The following is a 23661-nucleotide window of genomic DNA, read 5'->3' as shown; positions in this document are numbered from 1 at the left end:
GCCGGCATGAGATCGATCCCGCCCCTCGTGCTCGCCGCGCTGCTCGCCGTGGCGCTGCTGATCGCGCCGGGCGCCGCGCACGCGGCCGGCACGAAGAAGACCACGACCTGCAAGGCCGGCCAGGTCGCCGTGCGTGTGCCGGTGAAGGCCAAGAAGACGAGCGGCAAGCGGGTCGCGAAGAAGGCGAAGACGACGACGCGGTGCCGCACGCTGCCCGGCGTCGGACGCAAGCCGGCGGCGACCACGACCGCCGTGCGCAAGCTCCTTCCGACTCCCGCCGAGCTGCGCGCGAAGCTGCCCAAGCGGCTGCGCTCCAGGTTCCCCCTCGCCACGCTGAAGAAGCTCGACCGCGCGGTCGTCGCGAAGACGCGCGGCGTCAAGGCGCGGGCCGCGCAGGCGGCGGGCGGCGCGTGCGCGCCGGGCGGCAGCAACTTCGAGACCTCCGCGTCCGAGAACGGCGGGAGGGTCGATGTCGCCGAGACCGAGTGCCTGACGTGGGAGACCTGCCCGCGCGCCGACGGCACCGTAAGGGGCACGTGGAAGTGGACCTTCAAGTACGTCATGACCGCGACGAAGGGCGACCTGTCCGCGAGCATCCGCAGCGAGGTCTCGTCCGAGCTCGAGCTGACCGCCCACGTCGGCGGCGACGCGCGCGTGACGACGTACGACGCCAAGGGCACCGGCACCGGGCTCGTGCGCTCCGAGGCACGCCAGGGCGGCAAGCTCGTCGGCTACTACCCGGGCGCGACGATCCGCGTCACGACCGCGCAGGCCGGGCTCGATCCGCGCCGCGGCGGCGCGGCGCCGGCCAAGCCGACGCTCGGGGCGTGGGGCATCAACGGCACCACGGACGCCGTCTTCAACGCGCAGGTCGAGCTGGCCGGGTTCGTCGCCGCGCGCCAGACGCACACCGCAGGCAAGGCGGCCGCCGACGCGCTGCTCGAGGCCGAGAAGGTCTGGTACGACCAGGCCGCGTGCCTCACCGTCGACCTCTCCCCGCAGGGCAAGGAGATCGCGGGCGGCGAGAAGCTCCCGGTCCGTGTCGCCGTGAAGGCCAAGGACGGCGCGGAGGTCGCGGCCTCGTACGACCTGACGCCCGTCGACGGCGCGGTCGGCCCGCCGACCGGCACCACCACGGCGACGGTGACCTACACCGCGCCGAACCAGGTGCCCGAGAAGGCGTTCGAGACGTTCAAGGTCGTCGCGCTCTCCAAGCGCGGCCGGGCGCTCGGCACGCACACCGCCAAGGGCACGGCCGCCAAGCGGTGGTTCAAGGTGACGTTCGCCGGCGCGGCCCACTACCAGCGCTACGAGCCGCGCGGCCTGCCGTACCCGCAGCTGTGGAGCGACATGGAGCTGCAGTTCACCACCGTCATGCAGCCCGCGCGGTTCCCCGGCTACGTCGGTACCGAGCAGCTCGGCTACTGGGGGAGCGAGAGCGTCGCGCTCACCGGCACCCTGAACGGCCGGCGGCTCGACGGCGGCGGCAACCAGACGTGCTCCGGCACGCCCGACCCGGCGAACCAGATCGGCCGGCTGGAGGTGCGCCAGCGCGGTGACGGCTACGACGTCGCGGTGGTCCCGTTCTTCCTCGTCCAGGACGTCAACGACGGCGCCCAATGCGGGACGTTCGACGACACGCTCGTGTGGAACGACGGGGTGGCCGACGCGATGACCGCCGACGTGCGCGTGTCCGCCGCCGACCTCGCCTCGCGCGACGTCATCGAGCTGCCGGTGAAGCCGACGCGGCCGATCAAGCCGTGCCACGGCGGCGCGGTGAACGGCGACTTCGACTGCACGCACGCGGTCGACTGGTCGGGCACCGTGCGGTTCGAGCGGACCGCGGCCCCGCCGGACGCGCTCGCGGACTAGTCACCCTCCCCACGCGGCGCGTCCTAGGATGCGCCGCGTGCGGGTGACGACAGGGGTGGTGGTCGCCGCGGCGGTGGCCGTGCTGGCGGCCGGCTGCGGCGGCGATGGAGGCGGCGAGGAGCTGTCGGCGACGGCGTTCCGCGAGCGGGCGAACGCGATCTGCCGCGACCTGGCGGCGAAGAACGAGCGGGCGCTCGACGGCGTGGACCGCGACGACCCCGTCGCCATGGGTCGCGCGACGTCGGAGGCCGCGAAGGAGGTCGAGCGGGCGCTCGACGAGCTCGGGGACCTCGACGGCCCTGAGGCGTCGGAGGCGCAGCTCGACCGGTTCCTCGACCGCAGCGACCAGGTGCGCGAGGCGCTGACGCGGTACGGCGACGCGCTGCGCGACGGCGACACCGCGGCCGCCGAGCGCGCGTCGGCCGAGGGCGAGCGGCTCACGAAGGAGCTGGACGAGGCCGCCAAGGCGGCTGGCCTGGACGCGTGCGACGGCTGACGGCGCGCCGGTTTCCGGAGCCTCCCGCGAAGCTGCCGCGGTAAGCGGACGGTAGTCCCAGGCCTGTCGGGTCGGCCCGGTGAAACCGCAACCAGGAGGCAGCCTCGTGGCCACCACCGCCGCTGATCAGGAGCTCAAGACCCGCCACCGCAAGATGTGGGCGTCGGGCGACTACCCGTCGATGGTCGAGACGTTCCTGCTGCCGCTCGGGCCGCGGCTCGTCGCCGCCGCCGGGATCGTGCCCGGCATGCGTGTGCTCGACGTGGGCGCCGGGACCGGCAACGCCTCGCTCCCCGCCGCCGCGGCCGGTGCGGACGTCGTCGCGAGCGACCTCACGCCCGAGCTGCTCGACGTCGGCCGCCGCCGCGCGGAGGAGGCCGGGCTCGCGCTGGAGTGGGTCGAGGGCGACGCCGAGCGGCTCCCGTTCGCCGACGGCGAGTTCGACGTCGTGATGTCGTCGATCGGCGCGATGTTCGCCCCGCACCACCAGGAGGTCGCCGACGAGCTCGTCCGCGTGTGCCGGCCGGGCGGCCGGATCGCGATGCTGAACTGGACGCCCGAGGGGATGATCGGCGGGCTCTTCCGCCTCATGGGCCCGTACATGCCGGCGCCGCCGCCCGGCGCCACGCCGCCGCCGCGCTGGGGCTCTGCGGCCCATGTCGCCGAGCTCTTCGGCGACCGCGTCGCGCCCGTCTCGCAGGAGCGCGACGTGCTCGAGGTGACCGCGTTCGCGCACCCGCACGACTACGCGACGCACTTCAAGGACCGCTACGGCCCGACGATCGCCGCCCGCGCGAACGCCGAGCGCAACGGCGTGGTCGACGAGCTCGACCGTGGCCTGAACGCGTTCACCGAGGAGTGGAACCGCGGCACGCCGGACGCGGCGCGGTTCGAGATGGAGTACCTGGTGTGGGTCGGGACGCGGCGCTGAGTCAGCGCGCCTCGACGTAGACCAGCAGCCGGTCGACGAGCTCGCGGGCGTGTGCGGCGTCCGCGGGCCGTCCGAACAGGAGGCCGTGGAAGTACAGCGGCGCCGTGACGCCTTCGAGCAGCTCGACCAGCGTCGGCGTCTTCTCGCCGCGGGCCGCGGCGCGGTCGAGCATCGCCTGGAGCTGCTCGGAGCGGGTCTGGATCGCGACCGGCGCGCCGTCCTCCGACGGCTCGGCGAGCGCCGCCGCACGCAGGAAGACCTGGCCGAGCGGGCCGGCGATCGCCTCTGCGAACCGCTCCGCCGCCACCTCCAGGTCCCCGCGCAGCGTCCCCGTGTCGGGGATCGGCGCGAGCTCGCCCAGCCGCGCCGTCACGACGTCGTCGGCCAGCGCGGCGACGGTGCCCCAGCGGCGGTAGATCGTCGCCTGGTGCACGCCTGAGCGCTCGGCGACGAGCGGGATCGTGACCTCGTCCCACCGCTGCTCGGTCAGCAGCGCCACGACCGCGTCGTGGACCTGTGCGCGCACGCGCGCCGAGCGGCCTCCTGGACGGCGGCGGGGCTCCTGGTCGGTCGCCATTCTCCCAACCTTAACGCGAGGGCTTGCGCGTTAGCAACGAGAGGAGTACGGTCGCGTCTAAAGCGAACATCATCGCGTTAGGAGCAGCCGCCATGTCATCCTCCTCCGAGATCACCAGCACCGTCACCCGCCGCCGCAGCGCCTCCGGGTGGGGGACCTTCGCCCGCCACTACGCCGAGATGGTCGTCGTCATGCTCGTCGGCATGGTGCTGCTGCACCCGCCGCTCACCGCGGCCCTGGAGCTGGCCGGCGCGACGCCCGGCACCTGGGACGACCGCGCGCCCGAGCTCGTGATGCTCATGATGGGCGTGACCATGACCGCCCCGATGGCCGCGTGGATGCGCGTGCGCCGCCACGGCTGGCGGGTGACGGGCGAGATGTCCGCGGCGATGCTCGTGCCGACCATGGTCGCGATGGCCGTCCTGATCGCGGGCGTCAGCGACGACCTGCACGGCGTCATGGTGCTCGAGCACGTCGCGATGTTCGCGGCGATGTTCGGCGTGATGCTGTGGCGCAAGGACGAGTACACCGGCCACCGCCACTGAGCCGCGTACGCGTCTGGGTGCGCGCTGTCCCACTTGCGTGTTAGGGTGCCCTAAGTCGACGGCTCCGTCCCACGCCGCCGGCTCCTCGAACCCACCCTGACGCCGCCGTCGCCTCGCGCGACGCGCCGGCCCCTGCACGCAAGGAGAGCTTCATGGCGCAGCACCGGTCCCTGGCCGCGTTCGTGACCGCGATCGCCCTCGCCGTCGTCGCGCTGATGAGCGCCGGCGCCGCGAGCGCGGTCGCGGACGACGTCGTCCAGCCCGCCGACGTGACCGTCCGGCCCGGCGAGACCGCGACCTTCACGACCAGCGCGCCCGGCGCGTTCATGTACGAGTGGTACCGGGTCGCGTCCCCGGCGGACGTGCGCGTCAAGTCCTGGAACCCCGACGGCACCTACAGCCTCGTCGCGACCGAGGCGGACGACGGCGCGCAGTTCTACGCGACGTACCTCGCCGGCGGGAAGATCCTCAGGACGCGCACCGCGATGCTCGTCGTCGGCGACGGGAGCGCGCGGATAGTGACCGCGCCGCAGGACGCCAGCGTGCTCGCGGGCCGCCCGGCGCGGTTCGAGGTCACCGCGCGCGGCCAGGGGACGCTCACCTACCAGTGGGAGCGCAGCGACGACGACGGCGCGACCTGGGACGGCATCCCGGGCGCCACCGCGGCGCGGCTCGACCTGCGCCCGGCCGTCGCCGACGACGGTGCGCGCTTCCGCGTCGTCGTGCGGAGCACCGTCGGCGAGCCGGCCACCTCGGCCGCCGCGACGCTGACGGTCCGGCCCCTCACCGGGACCGCCGAGCCCGTCGCGCACGCCAGCCTGGAGTGGGGGATCAACGCGATCTACCAGGGCGGCAACCCCGCCGGCAACGGGTGCAACTTCTTCTCGGCCGGCAAGACCACCGGCTTCGACGGCGCGGAGGGCGACGTCCGCATCGTCCACCGCACCGCGACCGGGCTCGTGTCGGTCTCCGAGGGCACGAAGTGCGCGAACGACGGCGGCGCCAACACGCTCGGCCAGCGCGTCCTCTTCACCGAGGGCACCGGCACCGCCAATCCGGCGACCGGGGAGGCGACGATCAGCTGGGACGGCGCGTTCACGGCGAACGGCTACAGCGGGCTCGTGCCGTGGTACCTGGAGGACCCGGAGCTGACCGTCGCGGCCGACGGCACCGGCACGCTGAAGGCGACGGCGGGCGGCAAGGGCGCCGACCGCACCGACCCGACGAACCCGTTCGACGTCCCGCCGCGCGAGGTCGTCGTCGCCACCTTCCCCGACGTCGAGGTGACGGCCGACGGCGTCGTCGTGCGCCCGGACTTCGCCGGCGTCGACTACTTCCCGCTCGTCGACGGCGTGCGGTCGAGCACGTCGGCGATCGCGGACGTGGTCAAGGCCGGCAACGCGAGCTGGGGCTCCTGGCCGCAGTCGTTCGTCGACTTCCACTACGAGACCGAGCTGTCGAGCTACTGGCACACCAGCGGGCTGTCCGCCGACCCGGACAAGCCGCCGTACCCGTTCACCGCGCAGTACGCGGCGGCGCCCGCCATCGCGGAGGTCCCGGACGTCCTCGCCGGTCCGGACACGACGACGGCGCCGCCGTTCGTCGAGGGCCGCGACGTCACCGTGACGACCGACGTCGAGGGCGCGACGAGCCTGCAGTGGGAGCGGGCGTCCAGCCCGACCGGGACGTGGACGGCGATCCAGGACGACGCGGCCTCCGGCGTGGCGGGCGCGACGACCGAGACGCTGACGCTCAGCGCGATCACCGCGGGGTGGAACGGCGCGTACGTGCGCGTCCGCGCCACCAACGCCGACGGCACGGTCACCAGCAGCGCGCTGCGCCTGACCACGAAGCCGTACCAGGCGCTCGCGTTCACCGTCCAGCCGCAGGACGCGATCACGATCGCCGGCAGCCGCATCGAGCTGCACGGCCGCGCCACCGGGCACCCCGCGCCGGTGCAGGCCGACTACGGCGTGCAGGTCAGCACCGACGATGGGCGCACGTGGACGGCGCTGAGCGGCGTCGACTGGTCGTCCTCCGGCACGGCCGCCGGCGACGACTTCACCGTCGCGTCCGTGCCGGCGTCGCTCGACGGCGCGCTGTACCGGCTCGTCGCGCGCAACGCCGACGGCGACACGGTGACGTCGAGCACCGCGCGGCTGACGGTCGTCCCGGCGACCGGCGAGCCGCAGCTCGCGGTCGCTCCGGCCGCGCCGATCGACCCGGCGAAGGCCACGACGCTCACCGTCGTCGGCGCGGGCTTCACCATCCCGGACTCCCCGGCGGGGACCGGCGGGTACGCGCTCGACCTCGGCGTGTTCACCACCGAGGGCTGGCAGCCGGGGCAGACCGCGCACCGCGACTGGCTCGCGACGTCCAGCGACTCGCGCTTCGGCCAGCTCTACCAGGGCCGTCTGGAGGACTCGGGCGGCTGGTTCTCGGTGGCGTTGACGATCCCGGCCGGCACGCTGCAGCCAGGCGACGTCCACGGCGTCGGCGCGTTCCTGCGCCTCGCCGGCACCGGTGGCGCCGCGGACAAGTTCGACGACCGCAGCGGCGACGCGTGGACGCCGCTGGTCCTGACCGGCCAGGCGCCCGCCGCCATCGCGACGCCGCCGAGCGACGTCCGCGTCCTGCCGGATGAGCGGGTCGAGCTGACCGCCGCGGCGACCGGGACGCCCGCGCCGTCGGTGCGGTGGCAGCGCCGCGCGGCGGGGGAGGGCGCCTGGGCCGACGTGCCGGGCGCGACCGGCGACGCGCTGGCGTTCACCGCGCGCGACGAGGACGACGGGAGCGCGTACCGCCTCGTCGCCGACAACCGGCTCGGGCCGGCGGCCGTGTCCGCGCCCGCGGTCGTGCGCGTCGGGGCCGAGGTGGAGCCGAAGCCCGAGACGCCGCGGCCGCAGCCGCAGCCCGCGCCGCCCGCGGCCCAGCCGACGCCGGCCCCGGGGGTCGCGGTGCCCTCCCAGCAGCCGCGCGCGAGCGCGCCGTCGCTCGTCCGCCCGTCGACGACGCTCCGCCTCGGCGCGTCACGGACCGCGACGGTGGGGACGGTCGTCTGCCCGGCCGGCGGCGCGGCCTGCCGCATCACCGCGCCGAAGCAGGTCCGCGTCACGATCGGCGGCCGCCGGTTCACCGTCGCGGTGCGGACGGCCCGCTCGATCCGCGCCGGCGGCCGCGCCGCCGTCCGCATCCGGGTCCCGAGCGCGGCCGCGCGCCGCCTGCGGGGCCGAGGCACGACGGTCACGTTCACCGTCAGGGTCGCCACCGGCGGCCGGACGACGGCGGTGCGTGTCCGCGCGAAGGTGGCGGCGCCCACCGGCTGACGCCGCGCGGGGCGTCACACTCTCCCGGCGATGCACGAGACCGATCTGCACCTCGAGCCCAACGAGGCGTCCGACCTGTGCCAGGTCCTCGACGCCGAGACCCTGCGTGCCCGGGGGTGGGACGAGGCGCTGATCACGGTGCTCGACGAGGCGCCGGCCGAGGAGGCGCTCGCGCTGATCGTCCACGAGGCGGGCGCGGACCACGGCGAAGGGTGGTCCGCGCTCCGCGTCCCCGCCGACGCGGGCGACGCGAACGGCCGCACGGACGACTCGGAGGCCTGCGCGCGGCGCGACGGGTTCGTCTACGTGATGGGCTCGCAGTTCGGCAAGAAGCGCGGGCCGCTCGCGGCCCGCCGCTCGTGGATCGCGCGTGTGCGTGAGGACGCGCTGCTGGCCGCGGTCGACGGCGGGTCGCCCGCGCCGCTGGAGGTGGCGCGGACCCGATTCGCCATCCACCGCGCCGTCAACGACGCGCTCGCCGCGGCCGGCGTCGAGGTGCTCGAGCTGGGCGAGCAGTCGCGCGCCGCGTACATCGACGCGACGATCGCGATCGGGACCGAGAAGGGCAAGCGCTGGGCGGGCCGGATCGTCCCCGAGGACCACCCGATCAACGTCGAGGGCATCGAGTTCCGCGCGGGCGGCTCGCTGCTCGTCGGCCTCCGCTACCCGGTCACCGCGAGCGGCGCGCCGATCCTCGTCGAGCTCGACGACCCGGGCGCGCTGTTCGCCGACCCCGACACGCCGCCGGCCTGCACCGCCGTGTGGGTGCTGGAGGGGTGCGGGACGGCGACGGAGCCTGCGGGCATCCGCGCGCTCCACACCCACGGCGACGACGTCTTCGACGCGATCGTGGGCGACCTCGATGCGCAGAACAAGGGCGCGACGGTGCTCGCGGACCACCCGCACGGCGGGCACGCGACGTCGCGGCACGTGCGCTTCACGCTCCCGCCGGCCGCGGGCGGGCGTGGCGGCTCGGTGCCCACCGAGCTCGTGCACGACTTCGGCGACGTCCGCCGCGTCGAGGGCATCGTCGTCGGCCAGGACGGGACGGCGCACTACGTCCTCGACGAGGAGGGCCACGTGGCGCTCCGCACGCTCGTGCTCGCCGAGCTGGGCTGACGCCCCGGGAACCCCGGGGGGCGTACCAGCAGTCCCCCCGATGCGCCGGGGTCCCCGGCGCGCCGAGGATCGCCGCATGTCCAGAACCCTCCTCGCCGCGGCCGCGGCCCTGACCTCCGTCGCCCTCCTGCCCGCCGCCGCCCACGCCAAGCCGGGGCTGGTGACCTACGCCGTGAAGCTCGACGCGCACCGCACGATCACCTGGGATCACCCGCGGACCGAGAACGGCGGCGACTGCAACGGCAAGAGCTACATCGAGGGCCGCGGCTCCGACGACTTCAAGCTATGGAGCGGCACCACCGGCCGGCTCGTCCTGGAAGGGAGCGCCAAGCGCCTGACGTCGTCGTCGTTCGGCACGGAGGGCAAGGGGCGGACGCTGGTCAGCGACCCGCCTGAGGCCAAGAGCGTCATCACCCGCACGCGGCGCATGGTCACCGGCCGCACGGGCGGCTGGTGCGGCGGCGCCGTGCAGGACCCGATCGAGAACGGCGACTGCGGCACGAAGCTCGTCCCGTTCACCTACCGCGTGACGGTCGACGGCGGCGAGATCGGGTTCACCGAGACGCGGGGCTCGTCCGAGCGCGAGAAGTACCACTTCTACGACTGCCCGCTGACGGTGCCCGGGGGGATGTACCGGGACACGTTCCCCAAGCTCAAGCAGAAGCTCCCGCTGGCGCGGCTGTTCGGCAAGAAGGGCAAGCCGATCACGATCGAGGCCAAGCAGGAGTACGGGCCGACGCTGTTCCCGCTGGGCGCCGGCGTGAACATGACCGCGAGCGGCGGCGTCACGTGGACGCTGACGCTCACCCGGGTGGGCGACCTGAAGCCGCGCAGCGAGAACGGGTAGGGGTCGGCCGGGGTCCCCGGCGCGCCCGTCCGGGATGGCCTTCGGCGGAACCCCGATGCCGTGGCGCCGCGATCCGCCGAGGATCGCGGCATGCCTGCTCCCAAGACCACCGCCGCCCTGCTCGGCTCCCTCGCGGCCCTGACCGCCGCGCTCGCGCCCGCCTCCGCCGACGCGGCGCGGGCCACGTTCTCCGTCGAGATCGAGGCGCACCGGACCGTCTCCTGGAACCACCCGCGGGTGGAGTTCGGCGGCGACTGCAACGGCAAGAGCTTCGTCCAGGGGCGCGGCGGCGAGGACTTCAAGCTCAAGAGCAAGTCGGAGGGGCGGCTGCTCGTCGAGGGGAGCGGGAACCGCCTGACGACGGTCGAGTTCGGCATCGAGGGCTCGCGCAAGCGCCTGCTCCAGAGCGAGTACCCGTCGGCGAAGGGCGTCATCACGCGCTCGCGCCACTGGGTGACCGGCACCACCGGCGGCTGGTGTGGCGGCCCGCGGCAGGACCCGATCAAGAAGGGTGACTGCGGCACCCGGCTCGTCCCGTTCACCTACGACCTCGAGCTCGGCGCGCGCGCCGTGACGTTCAGCGAGATGCGCGGGCACGCGCCGAACGAGAAGTACGGCTTCTACGACTGCCGGCTCGACACCCCCGAGGGGGTCCCGTCCGACTCGTTCCCCAAGCTGGAGGGCAGGTTGCCGGTGCCGGTCGCGAAGCTGTTCGACAAGCGCCAAGGGACGATCGTCATCAACGCCGACAAGGCGTACGGCCCGACGGTGCGCGCGCTCGGCAACGGCGCCAACCACACCGCCAGCGCGAACTTCACGTACAAGGTCACGCTCAAGCGGGTCGCCAACCTCAAGCCGCGGGCCGAGAACGGCTAGCCGCTCGTGACATGTGCCACGCGGTCTGGTGGGATCGCGCGATCAGCTCACGCCGGCCGTGGCCCTCGCGGGCTCCCACGTGAAGCCGTCGGGATCCGTGAACGGGCCGGCGTCAGTGGCGAAGGCGACGCGGTGCGAGCCCGACCCCGCGGGGTCGACGCCCGCGTCCTTGGCCAGCGCGCGCCGCTTGTAGAGGCCGAGCTTGACCGGGCCCTCGCCGGCCGCGAACTCGACGTAGGTCTTCGGGAAGCTCTTCGCGACCTCGAAGCCGCGGTCGACGTAGAAGCGCTTGCTGGCCGACACGTCGTCGGCGCCGAGGAGGATCACGACGTGCTGGAACTCGCGCCGCGCGGGGCCGCTGTCCTTCTTCTTCTGGGTCGCGACCTTCCAGATCGTCCCGTCCGGCGCCTGCACGACACCGCCGTAGCCCCACATGGACTTGGCCGCCGGCTTGAGGACCGTCGCGCCCGCCTCGATCGCGGTGGTGAGGAACGCCTCGGCGTCGGCGGGCTGCGCGACGATGAGCGACACGGTGAAGGCGCGGAAGCCGTCGGTCGGCTCGCCGGCGGCGCGGACCTGCACGGGGAGCTGCTCGCCGAAGGCCGCGCGGTAGAACTCGCGGGCGCCCGCCGGGTCGTCGGCCTCGATGGTGATGGTGTCGATGGAGGTCATGGCGGCGAAGCTACGCCCGCTCGCCCGACCTCGCTTCTCGATTCCTGACGGGTCTCAGCGGCGGGCGATCCGCACCGTGCGCTGCACCCAGGCCGAGGCGTTGCCCGCACGGTCCACGGCCCGGACGCGGACGATCCACGTGCCCGGACGGAGCGTGGGGAGGCCGGCCGTCCAGGCCGTCCCGCGCACCGACGCGCGCCCGACCGAGCGGAGCGCCGCGGCACGACTCGCGCGGCGCACGAGCTTGCCGCCAGCGACCGCGTACCAGCGCGAGCCGACCTTTCCGGCCACCGCGACCTCGATCCGCGCGATGCCGGACGGGTCGCTCGCCGTCCCGCGCAGCGTCCGGTAGGCCGCGGCGGTGCGGCGGAACGCCCGGCACTTCGCGGCGGACAGCCGGCGCGCGCAGGCGGGCTGCGCGAGCGTGAGCCGCGGCGCGGCGCGGTCGGCCGCCGGCGGCGTCGTGACCGGGCCGCGCGGGGCGGCGGGCGGGGTGGGGGACGGCGGCGCGCCGGGACCGCCGGGCGGGGTGCCGTCGCCGCCAGGCGGGGGACCGCCCCCGTCGTCCCCGCCACCCTTCCCGGGCGGCGGGAGCGGCGGAAGGTCGGGCTCGGCGGGATCGGCCGGTGCCACGCCCTCGCTGTCGGGCGTGGGCACGAACGCCGGCACGGCGAACCCGAGCGCGCCGCCGTCCGCGTCGCCCCACGCGTACACCTGGCCGTCGGCGCCCAGCGCGAGCGAGTGCCGCGCGCCCGCCGACACGCCGGTCGCGTCGACCGCCAGCGCGACGGGCGTCGCCCGCTCCCACCCGAAGACGCCGTGCCCGATCTGCCGCTGCTCGTTCGACCCCCACGCGAGCACGTCCCCGGTGGCGGTGATCCCCAGCGAGTGTCCGGGCCCGGAGGACAGGCGGGTCACCCCGCGCCCGTCGAGGTCGGTCACGCGCACCGGCGCGTAGAGCGTCGTGCCCACCGGGCCGGCGCCCACCTGCAGGTGGTGGTTCAGGCCCCAGCCCCAGACGCTTTGACCGGCACCGGCGACGAGCACGTGGTCGCCGCCGGCCGCCACCGACTGCGCAGGCGCGAGCCCGGCCGGAGCGGTGAGCGCTGCCGGGACCGACGCGGTCACGCTCGAGGAGCCGCCGAGCTGCCCGCGCGCGTTGCTGCCCCAGACGTACACCGCGCCCGCGGCCGTCCGCGCCACGGAGTTGTCGATGCCCGCGCCGACCTCGGCGACGGGCGGCAGGCCGGCGACCTTCCGCGGCGCGTGCACTGGCGCACCGGTCCCCGCTGCCTGCAGGTCGGTGTCGTCGCCCCAGGCGTACACGTCGCCGGCGTCGGTGAGCGCGAGCGAATGCGCACCGCCGGCCGCGACCGCGACCACCTTGCCGGGCACCTCGACCCAGACCGGCCGCCGCCGGTCGGTGGTCGTCCCGTCACCGACCTGACCGAGCCCGTTGCGGCCCCACGCCCAGACCTCGCCGGCGCCGTCCACGGCGAGGACGTGGTGGATGCCCGCGCCGGCCGGGTCGCCCGTCCTCGCCTGCCCGGTCGCGACGTCGACGATGCCGCTCAGCCCTGCGACGGGGCGCGCCGCGGCGCGCGAGGCGGTCATGTCGTTGCCCAGGACGCCGGCCGCGTTGGCGCCCCACGCGAGCAGGGTCCCGCCGGCCGTGCGTGCCAGCGAGTACCCGGCGCCTGCGACGACCTCGGCGACGCCGGTCGCACCGGGCACCGGCTCGGGCGTCGGGACGAACCGGATCTTCCCGTTGCCGACCTGGCCCTCCTCGACGCTGCCCCAGCCGCGCAGGTTGCCGGCGGCGTCGAGCGCGAGGGCGTGCGCGCGACCGGCCGCGAGCTGCGCCGAGCCCGCCAGCGCCGGGAGCGCCACGCCACCCAGCCGCGCGTCGGTGACCCCGTCACCGAGCTGACCAGAGGCGCTGCGGCCCCAGCCCCGGACGGCGCCGCCGGTCAGGCGGGCGAAGGCGAACTGCGCCCCGGCGACGACCTCCACGACGTGCTCGGCGCTCGTGGTGGGGACGAGCGTGGGGGAGGCCTGCACGTCAAACGCCGCGCCGAGCCCGAGCGCGCCGTGGGCGCCCGACCCCCACGCGTACACGCGACCGCCGCTGGTCACCGCGTACGACGTGCTCTCGCCCGCCTGCACCTGCGCGATCGTCGCGCCGCCGAGGCCGGGGAAGCCGAGCGCGACCGGGTCGGTGGTGCGGACGTCCGCACCCCAGCTGCCCGTGCCGATCTGCCCGAGCCAGCCGTCGCCCATCCCGTAGACGACTCCGGCCTCCGTGCGGACGAGCGCGTGGGTCGCGCCGGCAGCGACCTCGGCCGCGCCGGACACGACGCTCATCCTCACGGGCCGCTCGCGGTACTCGGCCGAGGCCGTCGTGGCGCCGTTGAAGCCGATCCCGAGCTGGCCGTCGGTGTTCAGGCCCCAGCTGTACACGTCGCCGCTCTGGGCGATCGCGTACGACGCGCCGTGCGCCTCGACGTCGCGGATCGGCGGGAGCGCGGGCCCGAGGGCACGGGTCGCGCCCGGCAGGAACGTGGTGGTCACCTGCGTCGGCACGTGCCGCTCGTCGAACGAGCCGTCGCCGAGCTGCCCGTCGTCGTTGGTGCCCCACGCGTAGACCGCGCCCGTGGCGGTGACGGCCAGCGAGTGGTCCTTGCCGGCCGCGACGTCCACGACGTTCGGCGGGAGGCCGGTGACCGCGACCGGGCGCGAGCGGTCGACGGTGGTGCCGTCGCCCAGCTGGCCGCGCTCGTTCGCGCCCCAGGCCAGCACCCGCCCGTCCGTCGTGCGCGCCAGCGTGTGGTCGTGGCTCGCGTCGACCTGGACGATGCCGGTCGCGACGGAGGCAGCGCCGGCCGGGGAGGCGGCGGCCAGAGTGAGGAGGGCGACGAGCACCGCGACGGCGATCCGGGACATGGCCGACACGGATATCGCATCTCGGCCCGCCGAGGTGGGGAACGAGATCCTCTTCGCGCCGCGGTGGGCGGGCGCGCGTCACTGCGAGGCGCGGGTCGCGACCCGCGCCGGCAGGCTTCAGGCGTTGGTCTCCACAGGCACGACGCGGCCGTTCTCGTCGACGTACACGTCCGCGGTCAGGTCGGTGTGCGCGTGCGGCACGCCGATCGAGTCGTCGGCGTCGCCGGCCTCCGACCGCCGGGCGTCCTTGCGCATCTCCTTCGTCGCCCGCTTCTCGCGCAGCTTGTTCTCGCGGTTGAGCTTCGCGAAGGTCGTCTTCTTCTTCGCGGCCATGCTCAGAGCTTCACCACGTTGGCAGCCGCGGGCCCCTTCTGGCCCTGCTCGGCGTCGAAGCTGACCTTCGCGCCCTCGTCCAGCGACTTGAAGCCGCCGCCCTGGATCGCGCTGTGATGGACGAAGAGGTCAGACCCCTGGTCGTCCGGGGTGATGAAGCCGAAGCCCTTGTCGTCGTTGAACCACTTGACGGTTCCGGTGGCCATGAGGCACGTCCCTCCGTTGTGTGCAGGCGAAATGCGGAGGGTGCTTCGAAGCAACAACTGCGAGAACGCTGGCACTGCGGCGGTCGAGCGGGGCGCCCGACCCGTCCTGAGAACCCTAGCGTGCCGGTGGCCGGTGGAGGTACTCGGCAGCGATCCCGCCCCAGTCGGCCTCCGCGCGCAGCTGGCTGAGGACCGTGGCGACGAGGCCGTGCATGCGGCGGATGAGGATCGACGCGGGCGGCACCGTGAACTGCTCGGCCTGGTGCTTGGCCTCCGCGCGCTGCTCCTCGGTCAGCTCGCTGCGGCGGGCGTGGGGAGGACGGCCCGCCCCGCCGCCGCGGAACCGGTGGACGCCCGGGATCGCGTACCACCGCAGCGCCGGGCGCATGATCGCCAGCGCCCAGTCGGCGTCGACCTCGCCCGCCTTCTCCGCCGGCAGGTACCCCGCGCGGACCAGCGCGGCCTTCAGCGCCGGCGCGTCGTCGTCGCGGACGGCCGCCGCGAGCGCGCGCTCGGCGTCCAGGTGCGCGGCGGGCACGTCGCGCAGCAGCCCGAAGTCGAGGAAGCACACGCGGCCGTCGTCGCACAGCAGGTAGTTGCCGGGGTGCGGGTCGCCCAGCGCGATGCCGTGGCGGTACAGGACGCAGAAGAAGAAGCGGAAGACCCGCTCGGCGTACGCGTCGCGGGCCGGCTCGTCGAGCTTGCGGACGGCCTCGAACCGCTGGCCGGACACGTACTCGGAGACGAGCACGCGGCGCGTCGACAGGTCGGTGTGCACGTGCGGGACGCGCGCGAACGCGGCCATCTCGCGCCGCACGAGCCGTTCGATCCGCCGCTGATGCTGGGCCTCGAGCTCGTAGTCGAGCTCCTCGCCGATCCGCTCGCGCAGCTCCGCCAGCATCGCCTTGCCGTCGAGGCCGGGTGCGAGCCGCCCGATCAGCGGCAGCAGGAGCCCGGCGTTGCGCAGGTCGGTCTCGACCGCCTCCGCCACGCCGGGGTACTGGACCTTCACCACGACGTCGTCGCCGTCCCGCGTGACCGCGCGGTGCACCTGGCCGATCGACGCGGCCGCGAACGCGCGCTCGTCGAACTCGGCGAACGTGCGCGACAGCGGCCCGCCCAGCTCGTCGCGCAGCAGCTTCTCGAGCTTGGGGAACGGGACCGGCGGCACGTCGTCGCGCAGCGAGGCCAGGCGCTGCTGGAGCGCGTCGCGCTCCTCCTCGGGCAGCCCGTCGAAGTCGACGAGCGACAGCATCTGGCCGACCTTCATCGCCGCGCCGCGCATCTGCCCGAGCTGGTCGACGAGCTGCTCCACGAGCGCCGCCGTCCGCCGGTTCGAGGCCGCCTCGGCGCGCTCGGGCGAGCGCATCCGGTTCGCCGCGCGCGTGCCCGCGAAGCGCAGCGACTGCCCGGCCACGAGCCCACCGACCCGCGCCGTCCGTGCCAGCCGGCCGGCGGGAAGCCGGTCGGCCTCCGGGCCGGCGGCGTCGTCCGTCTCGCTCGCCATCGCCTTCGAGCGTACGCGGCGCCGTCAGCGGCGCTGGAGCGCGACGGGCAGCCCGTCGCCGGGGAACGGGCCCGTGCCGTAGTCGATCGGCGGCGCGTACCCGGCCGGCACCGTCCACCGGTGGCTGCGCAGGAGCTGGTAGAGGATCGCCTTGACCTCCATCGAGCCGAAGTGCAGGCCGATGCACTTGTGCACGCCGCCGCCGAACGGCGTCCACTTGTACTTGTGCTCGGCGTCCTCGGCGCGCTCGGGCGTGAACCGCTCGGGGTCGAACGTGTCGGGGTCGCGCCACCACGGCTCCATCCGCTGGCTGCCGTAGATGCCGAGCGTGATCTTCGTCCCCGCCGGGATGAAGCAGCCGTCGATCTCGGTGTCGCGGATCGCCTCGCGCGCGAGCATCCCGACCGGCGCGTTCATCCGCAGCGTCTCCTTGAACACGAGGTCCATGAGCGGGAGCGCGTCGAGGTCCTCGTAGCCGATCGCCGGTTTGCCGAGCGCCTCGGCCTCCTCGCGCAGCCGCTCCTGCCACTCGGGATGGCGCGCGAGGTAGTAGGCCATCATCGACAGCGTGATGGTCGACGTGTCGTGCGCGGCCATCATCGTGAAGATCATGTGGTTGACGACGTCGGCGTCGCTGAAGCGCTCGCCGTCCTCGCTCTCGGCGTGGCACAGGACGCTGAACAGGTCGGCCGACGCGCTCGCGCGCTTGGCCGGGATCTGCGCGCGGAAGTAGTCCTCCAGCACCCGCCGGCTCTGCAGCCCGCGGTGCCACTTGCCGCCCGGCACGTCGGCACGGACGATCGCCTGGCCGCCGACGACGCAGTCGATGAACGCGCGGTTGAGGCGGTCGGCCTCCGCGCCGAGCTGCTCGCCCATGAACACCTCGGTCGCGATGTCGAGCGTGAGCTGCTTGGTCGCGTCGTAGAGCTTGAAGTCCGGCCCGCTCCGCCACGCGCCGATGCCGCGCTCGATCGCCGGGTTCATCGCGTCCAGGTACGAGACGAGCCGCTCGCGCTTGAACGCCTGCTGCATGATGCGGCGGTGGTGGCGGTGCTCCTCGAAGTCCATGAGCATCACGCCGCGGTCGAAGAACGGCCCGATGAAGGCCTCCCAGCCCGCCTTGTTGGAGAACGCCTTGTCGCGGTTGGCGAGCACGGTCTCCAGGCCGGTCGGCCCGATCACCGCGACCATCGTGATGCCGAACGCCGCGCCCCAGTAGACCGTCCCGAACCGGTCGTACGCCTTGCGCGTCATCCCGATCGGGTCGTGGAGGAACCCGAGCGTGCTGCCGATGACCGGCAGCCCGGGATCGCCCATCACCGGCCTGAGCCCGCTGCCCGCGGGCGGCTCCGCGAGGGGCTTCGCAGCCCGCTCGGGGAGCCGGTCGATCAGCACGGCCGCCGCGTCACGACCCCTGCGCGCGAAGGTGGAGGTCATCTGGCGACACATGGTGCCTGATCGGCGGGCGCTCGTGAACGTCAGCGTTCGAGCAGCAGCCGGGCCGCCTCCGCGGTCCCGTCGAGCCGCACCATCCCGCCCACCGCCGTCGCCCGCGCGCGGGTGTCGGCCGCGAGCGCGACGGAGAGCGCGTCGGCCAGCGACGTGCTCGTCGGCGCGGGGCCGTCGTGCGCGACGCCGACCCCGAGCTCCGCGACTCGCGCGGCCCAGTACGGCTGGTCGGCCGCCTGGGGCACCACGACCTGCGGCGTGCCGGCGCGCGTGGCCGCGGTCGTCGTCCCGGCGCCGCCGTGGTGGACGACCGCGGCGACGCGCGGGAAGAGCGCCTGCTGGTTGACCTCCGGGAGGACGAAGCAGTCGTCGGCGGCCTCGGCGACGGCGAGGTCGGCCCACCCGCGCATCAGGACCGCGCGGCGGCCGTGTGCGCGGATCGCCGCCAGCGCCTCCTCCGCCGGCTCGGTGGCGCCGTGCATCGGCATGCTCCCGAAGCCGACGTACACCGGCGGCGTGCCCGCGTCGAGGAACGCCATCAGCGCGGGGGCGAGCGGCCGCGGATCGGGCTGGATCCACGCGCCCGTCTGCACGACCTCGTAGCCGTCCGCCCCGGTCCACGGGTCGAGCACCGGGTCGCTCGCCAGCCACGGCGTGTCCGTGACCACGTAGTCGCGGACGCCGTCGACGGGAGCGAGGCCGTTCGCCGTCCGATTCGCGTTGAGCGCCTCGCCGAACACGACCTCGACGCTCTCGCGGTCGTACTCCCACAGCGCGTCGGGATCCGTGACGTCCGCCGGCAGCGGGCGGCCAGGGTAGGCGAGCGGCCGCCGGGCGGGGGAGGGCAACGTCAGCTGCTGGAAGGTGACCGAGACCGCGGGGACGCCCGCCTGCTCGGCCACCGACAGCGCGCCCGCCGCGGCCGGCAGCGCGCCCGTGGCGACGACGACGTCGCAGTCCGCGACCGCCGCCGGCATCAGCTCGAACTGCCCCGCGATGATCGCCTTCGCGACGTCGGGGATCGACGCCGTGCCCGGCCTGGCCGTCGCCGTCAGCCGCGCCGACGGCCCCACCGGCACCAGCTCCACGCCGACGTCGGCCAGCCGCCGCTCGAAGTCCTCGTCCGGCGGCGCGCACACCCGCACGTCCGCCTCCCGCGCCCGCAGCTGCGCCGCGAGACCCACCATCGGCTCGACGTCTCCGCGCCCGCCCCACGTCGACAACAACACCCGCATGTGCTCGGCTCCCACCGGTCGGTTCCAGCTTGCGGCGAGGCATTGTGCGGCACACCAGGGGGCTTGAAACAAGCCCCCTATGCAGGTATAAAGTGAGACAGGGCGGGGAGGGATCCCGCCCTTCGCGTGTATATCGCGGGCGTATCGAGAAGCCGATACGCGCTGGCAACGGCCCGCCGCCTTGACTGCGCGGCATGATCCGCAGAACACGACGGCCGCTCGCCGCGCTGATCCTCGTCTCCCTGGTCGCCGTCGGGTGCTCCAACGACTCGGAGCCGAAGGCGAGCAACGACAGCACCGCCGCCGGCACCGCCACGACCAGCGACCGCGTCAAGGCGGTCCGCTTCTCCCAGTGCATGCGCGACGAGGGCGTGACCGGGTTCCCCGACCCCGACGCGTCCGGCGAGCTGACGGCGGACGGCGTCGCCAACGGCACGGGGCTCGACACCGACAGCCCGGCGTGGGACGCCGCGCTGGAGGCGTGCAAGGAGCTGCAGCCGGCCGGCTTCACGGGGCGCGAGCGGAGCGCCGACGAGCAGGACAGCGCGCTGCTGTTCGCCCAGTGCATGCGCGAGAACGGCGTCGAGGACTTCCCCGACCCCGAGAAGAACGGGCCGCTCATCGACACTCGCCGTATCCCGTCCGCGCAGGGCCGCGGCGCGCGCGACATCCCCGGCTTCGACGCCGCCGCGCAGAAGTGCCGCGACGTCTACACCGGCGATCTGGGAGACCGGTGAGCCGCGCGCGATGGGCGCTGGCCGGTGCCGCCGTGGTGGTCGCGGGCGCCAGCGCGGCGGCCGTCACCGCCGCGACGTCGAGCGGCGAGCCCGCCGCCCAGGCCGAGGAGCAGCCGGGCGCGACCATGGCGACGGTGGAGCGCGGGCCACTCGCGTCGATGGTCTCGGAGGACGGGACGCTCACCTACCGGGCGAGCCCCGACGGCACGCCGTACGTGGCGATCAACCAGGCGAGCGGCACCTACACCGACCTGCCGCGCCCCGGCGAGGAGGTCGGCTGCGGCGACGTGCTCTACCGCGTCGACGATGAGCCGGTCCTCCTGCTGTGCGGCACCGTGCCCGCCTACCGCGCCCTCGAGCAGGGCGACCGGGGCCGCGACGTCCGGCAGCTCAACCGCACGCTCGACGCGCTCGGCTACGACGTCGACCGGCGCGACGACGACTTCACGTGGCAGACGCGCGAGGCGCTCACGCGGCTCCAGGACGACCGCGGCTTCGACGACGACGATGCCGGCACGCTCGACCGCGGCGACGTCGTCGTCCTGCCGCGTGCGGTGCGGGTCGCGAAGGTCGGCGGCAGGCTCGGCGGCCCCGCGCACGCGGGCGCTCCGGTCCTGCAGGCCACGACGACCACGCTCCAGGTCCAGGTCGCGCTCAGCCCCTCGCAGCAGGACCAGGTCCGCAAGGGCGACCGCGCGCGCATCACCCTGCCCGGCAGCCGGCCGGCCACCGGACGGGTAGAGCGGCTAGGCAGCGCCGTGCGGACCGACGAGGACGACCCCGCCGCCACGCAGGCGACCATCCCGGCGTACGTCCGGCTCGACCGGCCCCGGCAGGCACGCGGGCTCGACGCCGCGCCGGTGCAGGTCGAGATCACGACCGAGGGCGTCAAGGACGCGCTCAGCGTGCCGGTCACCGCGCTCGTCGGCAAGGCCGGCGGCGGCTACGCGGTGGAGGTCGTGCGCGCGGGCGGGCGGCGGGAGCTGGTCGCGGTCGACCTCGGCCTCTTCGACACCGCGGCCGGCCGCGTCCAGGTCGAGGGCCAGGTCGCCGAGGGCGACCGCGTCGTGGTGCCGACGCCGTGAGCGCCGAACCGGTCCTCGAGCTGGCCGACGTGACCAAGGTCTACGGCGAGCAGCCGCCCGTGCCCGCGCTCCGCGGGGTCTCCTTCACCGTCCGCAGCGGCGAGCTCGTCGCGATCGTCGGCCCGTCCGGCTCGGGCAAGTCGACGCTCCTGCACGTCATGGGGACGCTGGAGCGGCCGAGCAGCGGCGTCGTCCGCGTCGACGGCGTCGACGTCGCGCGGCTCAGCGACCGCGAGCTGTCGCGGCTGCGCGCCCGGGAGATCGGGTTCGTCTTCCAGCAGTTCTTCCTGGCCGAGCACGCGACCGTGCGCGAGAACGTCGCCGACGGGCTGCTCTACGCGGGCGTCCCCGCGGCCGAGCGCTTCCGGCTCGCCGACGAGGCGCTGGAGCGGGTCGGCCTCGCCGCCCGCGCGACGTTCCGGCCGACCAAGCTGTCGGGCGGCGAGCGGCAGCGGGTCGCCATCGCTCGCGCGCTCGTCGGGCGCCCGGCGATCGTGCTCGCCGACGAGCCGACCGGCAACCTCGACAGCGCCACCGGCGCGTCGATCGTGGCGCTCATCCGGGAGCTGCACGCGGAGGGCGCGACGATCGTGATGATCACGCACGACGCGGCGCTCGCCGACCGGCTCCCGCGCCAGATCCGCGTCCTGGACGGGAAGGTGGTGGCGGGATGCGGCTGAGCGACGCGCTGCGCGTGGTGAGCGTCGGCCTGCGCGCCCGGCCGCTGCGGGCGGCGCTGTCGGCGCTCGGCATCGCGATCGGGACGGCCGCGATCGTGGCCGTGCTCGGGCTCTCCGCGTCGTCGCAGGCCGGCCTCCTCGCGGAGATCGATCGGCTGGGCACGAACCTGCTGACCGTCGAGCCCGGGCAGCGCCTCACCGGCGACAAGGCCCAGCTGCCCGACGAGGCGCCCGCGCGCATCACCCACCTGGCCGACGTCGAGCTGCTCGCGCACACCGGCCTGCTGGAGGACGCGCACGTCTACCGCAGCGCGATGGTCCCGGCGGAGAGCAGCGGCGGGCTGGAGGTGCGGGCGACGAGCCTCAACCTGCCGTCCGTGCTCACGACTGGCGTCGCGCGCGGCGCGTGGCTCAACCCCGCCACGGCCCGCGAACCGGTGGCCGTGCTCGGCGCGCGCGCCGCCCAGCGGCTGGGCATCGGCCTCGTCCATCCCGGCCAGCGCATCTGGCTGGGCGGCCGGTGGTTCACGGTCGCGGGCATCCTGCAGCCCTCGCCGCTCGTGCCGGACGTCGACGACAGCGCGCTGATCGGCTACGCGGCCGCCGAGCGCTACCTCGGCTACGCGGGCGTCGTCGGCGGCGCCCGCCGGACCGGGCCGCCGACCTCCGTCTACGTCCGCACGGCGACCGGCCACGAGGCCGCGGTGCAGGCGCTGCTGGCACGGACGGCCAACCCGGAGGCGCCCAACGAGGTCGCCGTCAGCCAGCCGTCCGACGTGCTCACGGCACGCGCCGCGGCGGCGGGCGCGTTCGACAGCCTCTTCCTCGGCCTCGGGGTCGTCGCGTTGATCGTCGGCGCGGTCGGCGTCGCGAACATCATGGTCATCTCGGTGCTGGAGCGGCGGTCGGAGATCGGCCTGCGCCGCGCGCTCGGCGCGACGGCCGGGCAGATCCGCGCGCAGTTCCTCGGCGAGTCGATCCTCCTGGCGGTCATCGGCGGCGTGGTCGGCGTCCTGGCCGGGGGCGTGGCGACCGCCGTGTACGCCGCCGCGAAGGGCTGGCAGGTCGTGATCCCGGCCGAGGCGTGGGTGGGCGGCATCGCGTCGGCGCTGCTGATCGGCGCCGTCGCCGGGCTCGCGCCGGCCGTCCGCGCGTCGCGGATGCCGCCTACCGTGGCGCTGCGGACGGCGTGACCGCGGCCGGCAGCCGGACGGTGACGCTGAGCCCGCCGCCGGGGCGCGGGACGAGCGTCAGGCTCCCGTCGTGCGCCTCGGTGATGCTCTTGACGATCGCCAGCCCGAGCCCGACCCCGGTGTGGTCGCTGCGCAGCCGCTCGGCCCCACGCACGAACGGCTCGCTCAGCGTCGAGACGAGCTGCGGGCTCAGCGCGTCGCCGGTGTTCTCGACGGTGAGCGCGACGCTGCCGTCTTTGGCGCCGGTCGTGACCCACACCGTGCCGTCAGCCGGCAGGTTGTGGACGATCGCGTTGTGCACGAGGTTCGTGCTCGCCTGAAGGAGCAGCGCGTGCGAGCCGAGCGTGGGCGACACGTCGCCGGCGGTCTCGATCGTGACGCCGCGCTGCTCGGCGAGGGGGAGGAGGGTCTCGGTCGCCTCCTCGGCCAGCAGCGAGAGGTCGACGTGCTCGCGCGAGAACGAGCGCCGGTCGGCGCGGCTGAGCAGCAGCAGCGCCTCGGTGAGGTCGATCGCGCGGGCGTTGACGGTGTGCAGGCGCTCGACGAGCTCGCCGTTGTCGCGGCCCGGATCGCGGCGAGCGACGTCGAGCAGCGTCTGGGTGACCGCGAGCGGCGTGCGCAGCTCGTGGGAGGCGTTGGCGGCGAAGCGCTGCTGCTCGGCGACCTGCGCCTCCAGCCGCGCGAGCATCATGTCGAACGCGTCGGCGAGCTCGCGGAACTCGTCGTGGCGGTCGTGCAGCTCGATCCGGTGGGAGAGCGAGCCGGCCGCCGCGGCGCGCGTGGCGTCGGTGATCCGCGTCAGCGGCGAGAGCATCCGGCCCGCGAGGATCCACCCGCCGGCGAGCCCGAGAACGAGCAACAGGGCGAGCACGATCGCGAACGGGACGCTGAAGCCGTTGAGCGGGTCGGAGCGGATCGGCGGGATGCCGGGCAGCCCGAAGATGACGTGGTCGGGGATGTAGCGCAGGAGCGAGACCCACACCACGGCGAGGACCAGGACGCCGGCGACCATGAGGAAGCCGACGTAGCTGA

21 protein-coding genes are annotated in these 23661 nt (G+C 74.8%); 12 read left to right on the top strand and 9 right to left on the bottom strand.

Going from position 1 to position 23661, the window contains the following annotated elements; translation table 11 throughout:
• The first annotated feature begins 6 nt into the window (after positions 1-6).
• From AC1UE5_RS19795 to AC1UE5_RS19785, 3 genes are all read left to right on the top strand, one after another.
• Positions 7-1872 carry a hypothetical protein gene (locus AC1UE5_RS19795; RefSeq protein ID WP_482926732.1) on the top strand — a complete coding sequence of 622 codons (1866 nt, stop codon included), beginning with the start codon at positions 7-9 and terminating at the stop codon, positions 1870-1872.
• Between the two features lie 37 nt (positions 1873-1909).
• Positions 1910-2368: a hypothetical protein gene (locus tag AC1UE5_RS19790; RefSeq protein ID WP_482926730.1), complete on the top strand. Its 459-nt coding sequence runs from the start codon at positions 1910-1912 to the stop codon at positions 2366-2368.
• Between the two features lie 106 nt (positions 2369-2474).
• Positions 2475-3299, top strand: a complete 825-nt coding sequence (locus tag AC1UE5_RS19785) for a class I SAM-dependent methyltransferase (protein ID WP_482926728.1) — start codon at positions 2475-2477, stop codon at positions 3297-3299.
• A 1-nt stretch (position 3300) separates the two neighbouring features.
• Here the strand turns inward: AC1UE5_RS19785 and AC1UE5_RS19780 are convergent, their stop codons facing one another.
• Entirely contained in the window at positions 3301-3876 is a 576-nt protein-coding gene (locus AC1UE5_RS19780; protein ID WP_482926726.1) for a TetR/AcrR family transcriptional regulator, read from the bottom strand.
• Between the two features lie 92 nt (positions 3877-3968).
• Between AC1UE5_RS19780 and AC1UE5_RS19775 the strand changes: the two genes are divergently transcribed.
• The 5 genes from AC1UE5_RS19775 (at position 3969) to AC1UE5_RS19755 (ending at position 10589) form a co-directional block, all read left to right on the top strand.
• Positions 3969-4421 carry a hypothetical protein gene (locus AC1UE5_RS19775; RefSeq protein ID WP_482926724.1) on the top strand — a complete coding sequence of 151 codons (453 nt, stop codon included), beginning with the start codon at positions 3969-3971 and terminating at the stop codon, positions 4419-4421.
• Between the two features lie 152 nt (positions 4422-4573).
• On the top strand, positions 4574-7747 hold the full coding sequence (locus AC1UE5_RS19770; protein ID WP_482926722.1) for a DUF8696 domain-containing protein: 3174 nt from the start codon (positions 4574-4576) through the stop codon (positions 7745-7747).
• Positions 7748-7777: 30 nt separating this feature from the next.
• Positions 7778-8866, top strand: coding sequence for a hypothetical protein (locus AC1UE5_RS19765; RefSeq protein WP_482926720.1), 1089 nt, complete (start codon positions 7778-7780; stop codon positions 8864-8866).
• A 76-nt stretch (positions 8867-8942) separates the two neighbouring features.
• Positions 8943-9713, top strand: coding sequence for a hypothetical protein (locus tag AC1UE5_RS19760; protein ID WP_482926718.1), 771 nt, complete (start codon positions 8943-8945; stop codon positions 9711-9713).
• A gap of 90 nt (positions 9714-9803) precedes the next feature.
• Positions 9804-10589 (top strand): hypothetical protein, encoded by a 786-nt coding sequence (locus AC1UE5_RS19755; protein WP_482926716.1) that lies wholly within the window; start codon positions 9804-9806, stop codon positions 10587-10589.
• 42 nt (positions 10590-10631) lie between these two features.
• Here AC1UE5_RS19755 and AC1UE5_RS19750 read toward each other — a convergent pair whose 3' ends face one another.
• The 7 genes from AC1UE5_RS19750 to AC1UE5_RS19720 form a co-directional block, all read right to left on the bottom strand.
• Positions 10632-11261 carry a glyoxalase gene (locus tag AC1UE5_RS19750; RefSeq protein ID WP_482926714.1) on the bottom strand — a complete coding sequence of 210 codons (630 nt, stop codon included), beginning with the start codon at positions 11259-11261 and terminating at the stop codon, positions 10632-10634.
• 54 nt (positions 11262-11315) lie between these two features.
• Positions 11316-14204 (bottom strand): RCC1 domain-containing protein, encoded by a 2889-nt coding sequence (locus AC1UE5_RS19745; protein ID WP_482926712.1) that lies wholly within the window; start codon positions 14202-14204, stop codon positions 11316-11318.
• 117 nt (positions 14205-14321) lie between these two features.
• Positions 14322-14537: a hypothetical protein gene (locus tag AC1UE5_RS19740; protein WP_482926710.1), complete on the bottom strand. Its 216-nt coding sequence runs from the start codon at positions 14535-14537 to the stop codon at positions 14322-14324.
• A gap of 2 nt (positions 14538-14539) precedes the next feature.
• Positions 14540-14743, bottom strand: coding sequence for a cold-shock protein (locus tag AC1UE5_RS19735; protein ID WP_482926708.1), 204 nt, complete (start codon positions 14741-14743; stop codon positions 14540-14542).
• 115 nt (positions 14744-14858) lie between these two features.
• A complete protein-coding gene (locus tag AC1UE5_RS19730; RefSeq protein ID WP_482926706.1) occupies positions 14859-16250 on the bottom strand; it encodes an ABC1 kinase family protein in 1392 nt (463 codons plus the stop codon).
• Positions 16251-16274: 24 nt separating this feature from the next.
• Positions 16275-17687: a cytochrome P450 gene (locus AC1UE5_RS19725; RefSeq protein ID WP_482926704.1), complete on the bottom strand. Its 1413-nt coding sequence runs from the start codon at positions 17685-17687 to the stop codon at positions 16275-16277.
• 41 nt (positions 17688-17728) lie between these two features.
• Positions 17729-18934 carry a glycosyltransferase gene (locus AC1UE5_RS19720; protein ID WP_482927051.1) on the bottom strand — a complete coding sequence of 402 codons (1206 nt, stop codon included), beginning with the start codon at positions 18932-18934 and terminating at the stop codon, positions 17729-17731.
• A 194-nt stretch (positions 18935-19128) separates the two neighbouring features.
• Between AC1UE5_RS19720 and AC1UE5_RS19715 the strand changes: the two genes are divergently transcribed.
• Genes AC1UE5_RS19715 through AC1UE5_RS19700 form a run of 4 tightly spaced genes read left to right on the top strand, consistent with a single transcriptional unit; the run spans position 19129 to position 22629 of the window.
• Complete coding sequence (locus tag AC1UE5_RS19715; RefSeq protein WP_482926702.1) at positions 19129-19671, top strand: hypothetical protein; 543 nt, start codon at positions 19129-19131, stop codon at positions 19669-19671.
• Positions 19668-20756, top strand: coding sequence for a peptidoglycan-binding protein (locus tag AC1UE5_RS19710; protein WP_482926700.1), 1089 nt, complete (start codon positions 19668-19670; stop codon positions 20754-20756). The genes AC1UE5_RS19715 and AC1UE5_RS19710 overlap by 4 nt, the downstream gene beginning before the upstream one ends.
• On the top strand, positions 20753-21436 hold the full coding sequence (locus AC1UE5_RS19705) for an ABC transporter ATP-binding protein (protein WP_482926698.1): 684 nt from the start codon (positions 20753-20755) through the stop codon (positions 21434-21436). Before AC1UE5_RS19710 ends, AC1UE5_RS19705 begins: the two co-directional genes overlap by 4 nt.
• A complete protein-coding gene (locus AC1UE5_RS19700; protein ID WP_482926696.1) occupies positions 21427-22629 on the top strand; it encodes an ABC transporter permease in 1203 nt (400 codons plus the stop codon). The genes AC1UE5_RS19705 and AC1UE5_RS19700 overlap by 10 nt, the downstream gene beginning before the upstream one ends.
• On the opposite strand, the gene AC1UE5_RS19695 is transcribed toward AC1UE5_RS19700, so the two are convergent.
• Complete coding sequence (locus AC1UE5_RS19695) at positions 22604-23641, bottom strand: sensor histidine kinase (protein ID WP_482927049.1); 1038 nt, start codon at positions 23639-23641, stop codon at positions 22604-22606. The genes AC1UE5_RS19700 and AC1UE5_RS19695 overlap by 26 nt on opposite strands.
• Between the last annotated feature and the right edge of the window lie 20 nt (positions 23642-23661).

Source organism: Parviterribacter multiflagellatus, assembly GCF_056863265.1.
The sequence above is the reverse complement of the archived record's forward strand: the minus strand, read 5'-3'. Positions and strand labels throughout refer to the sequence as shown.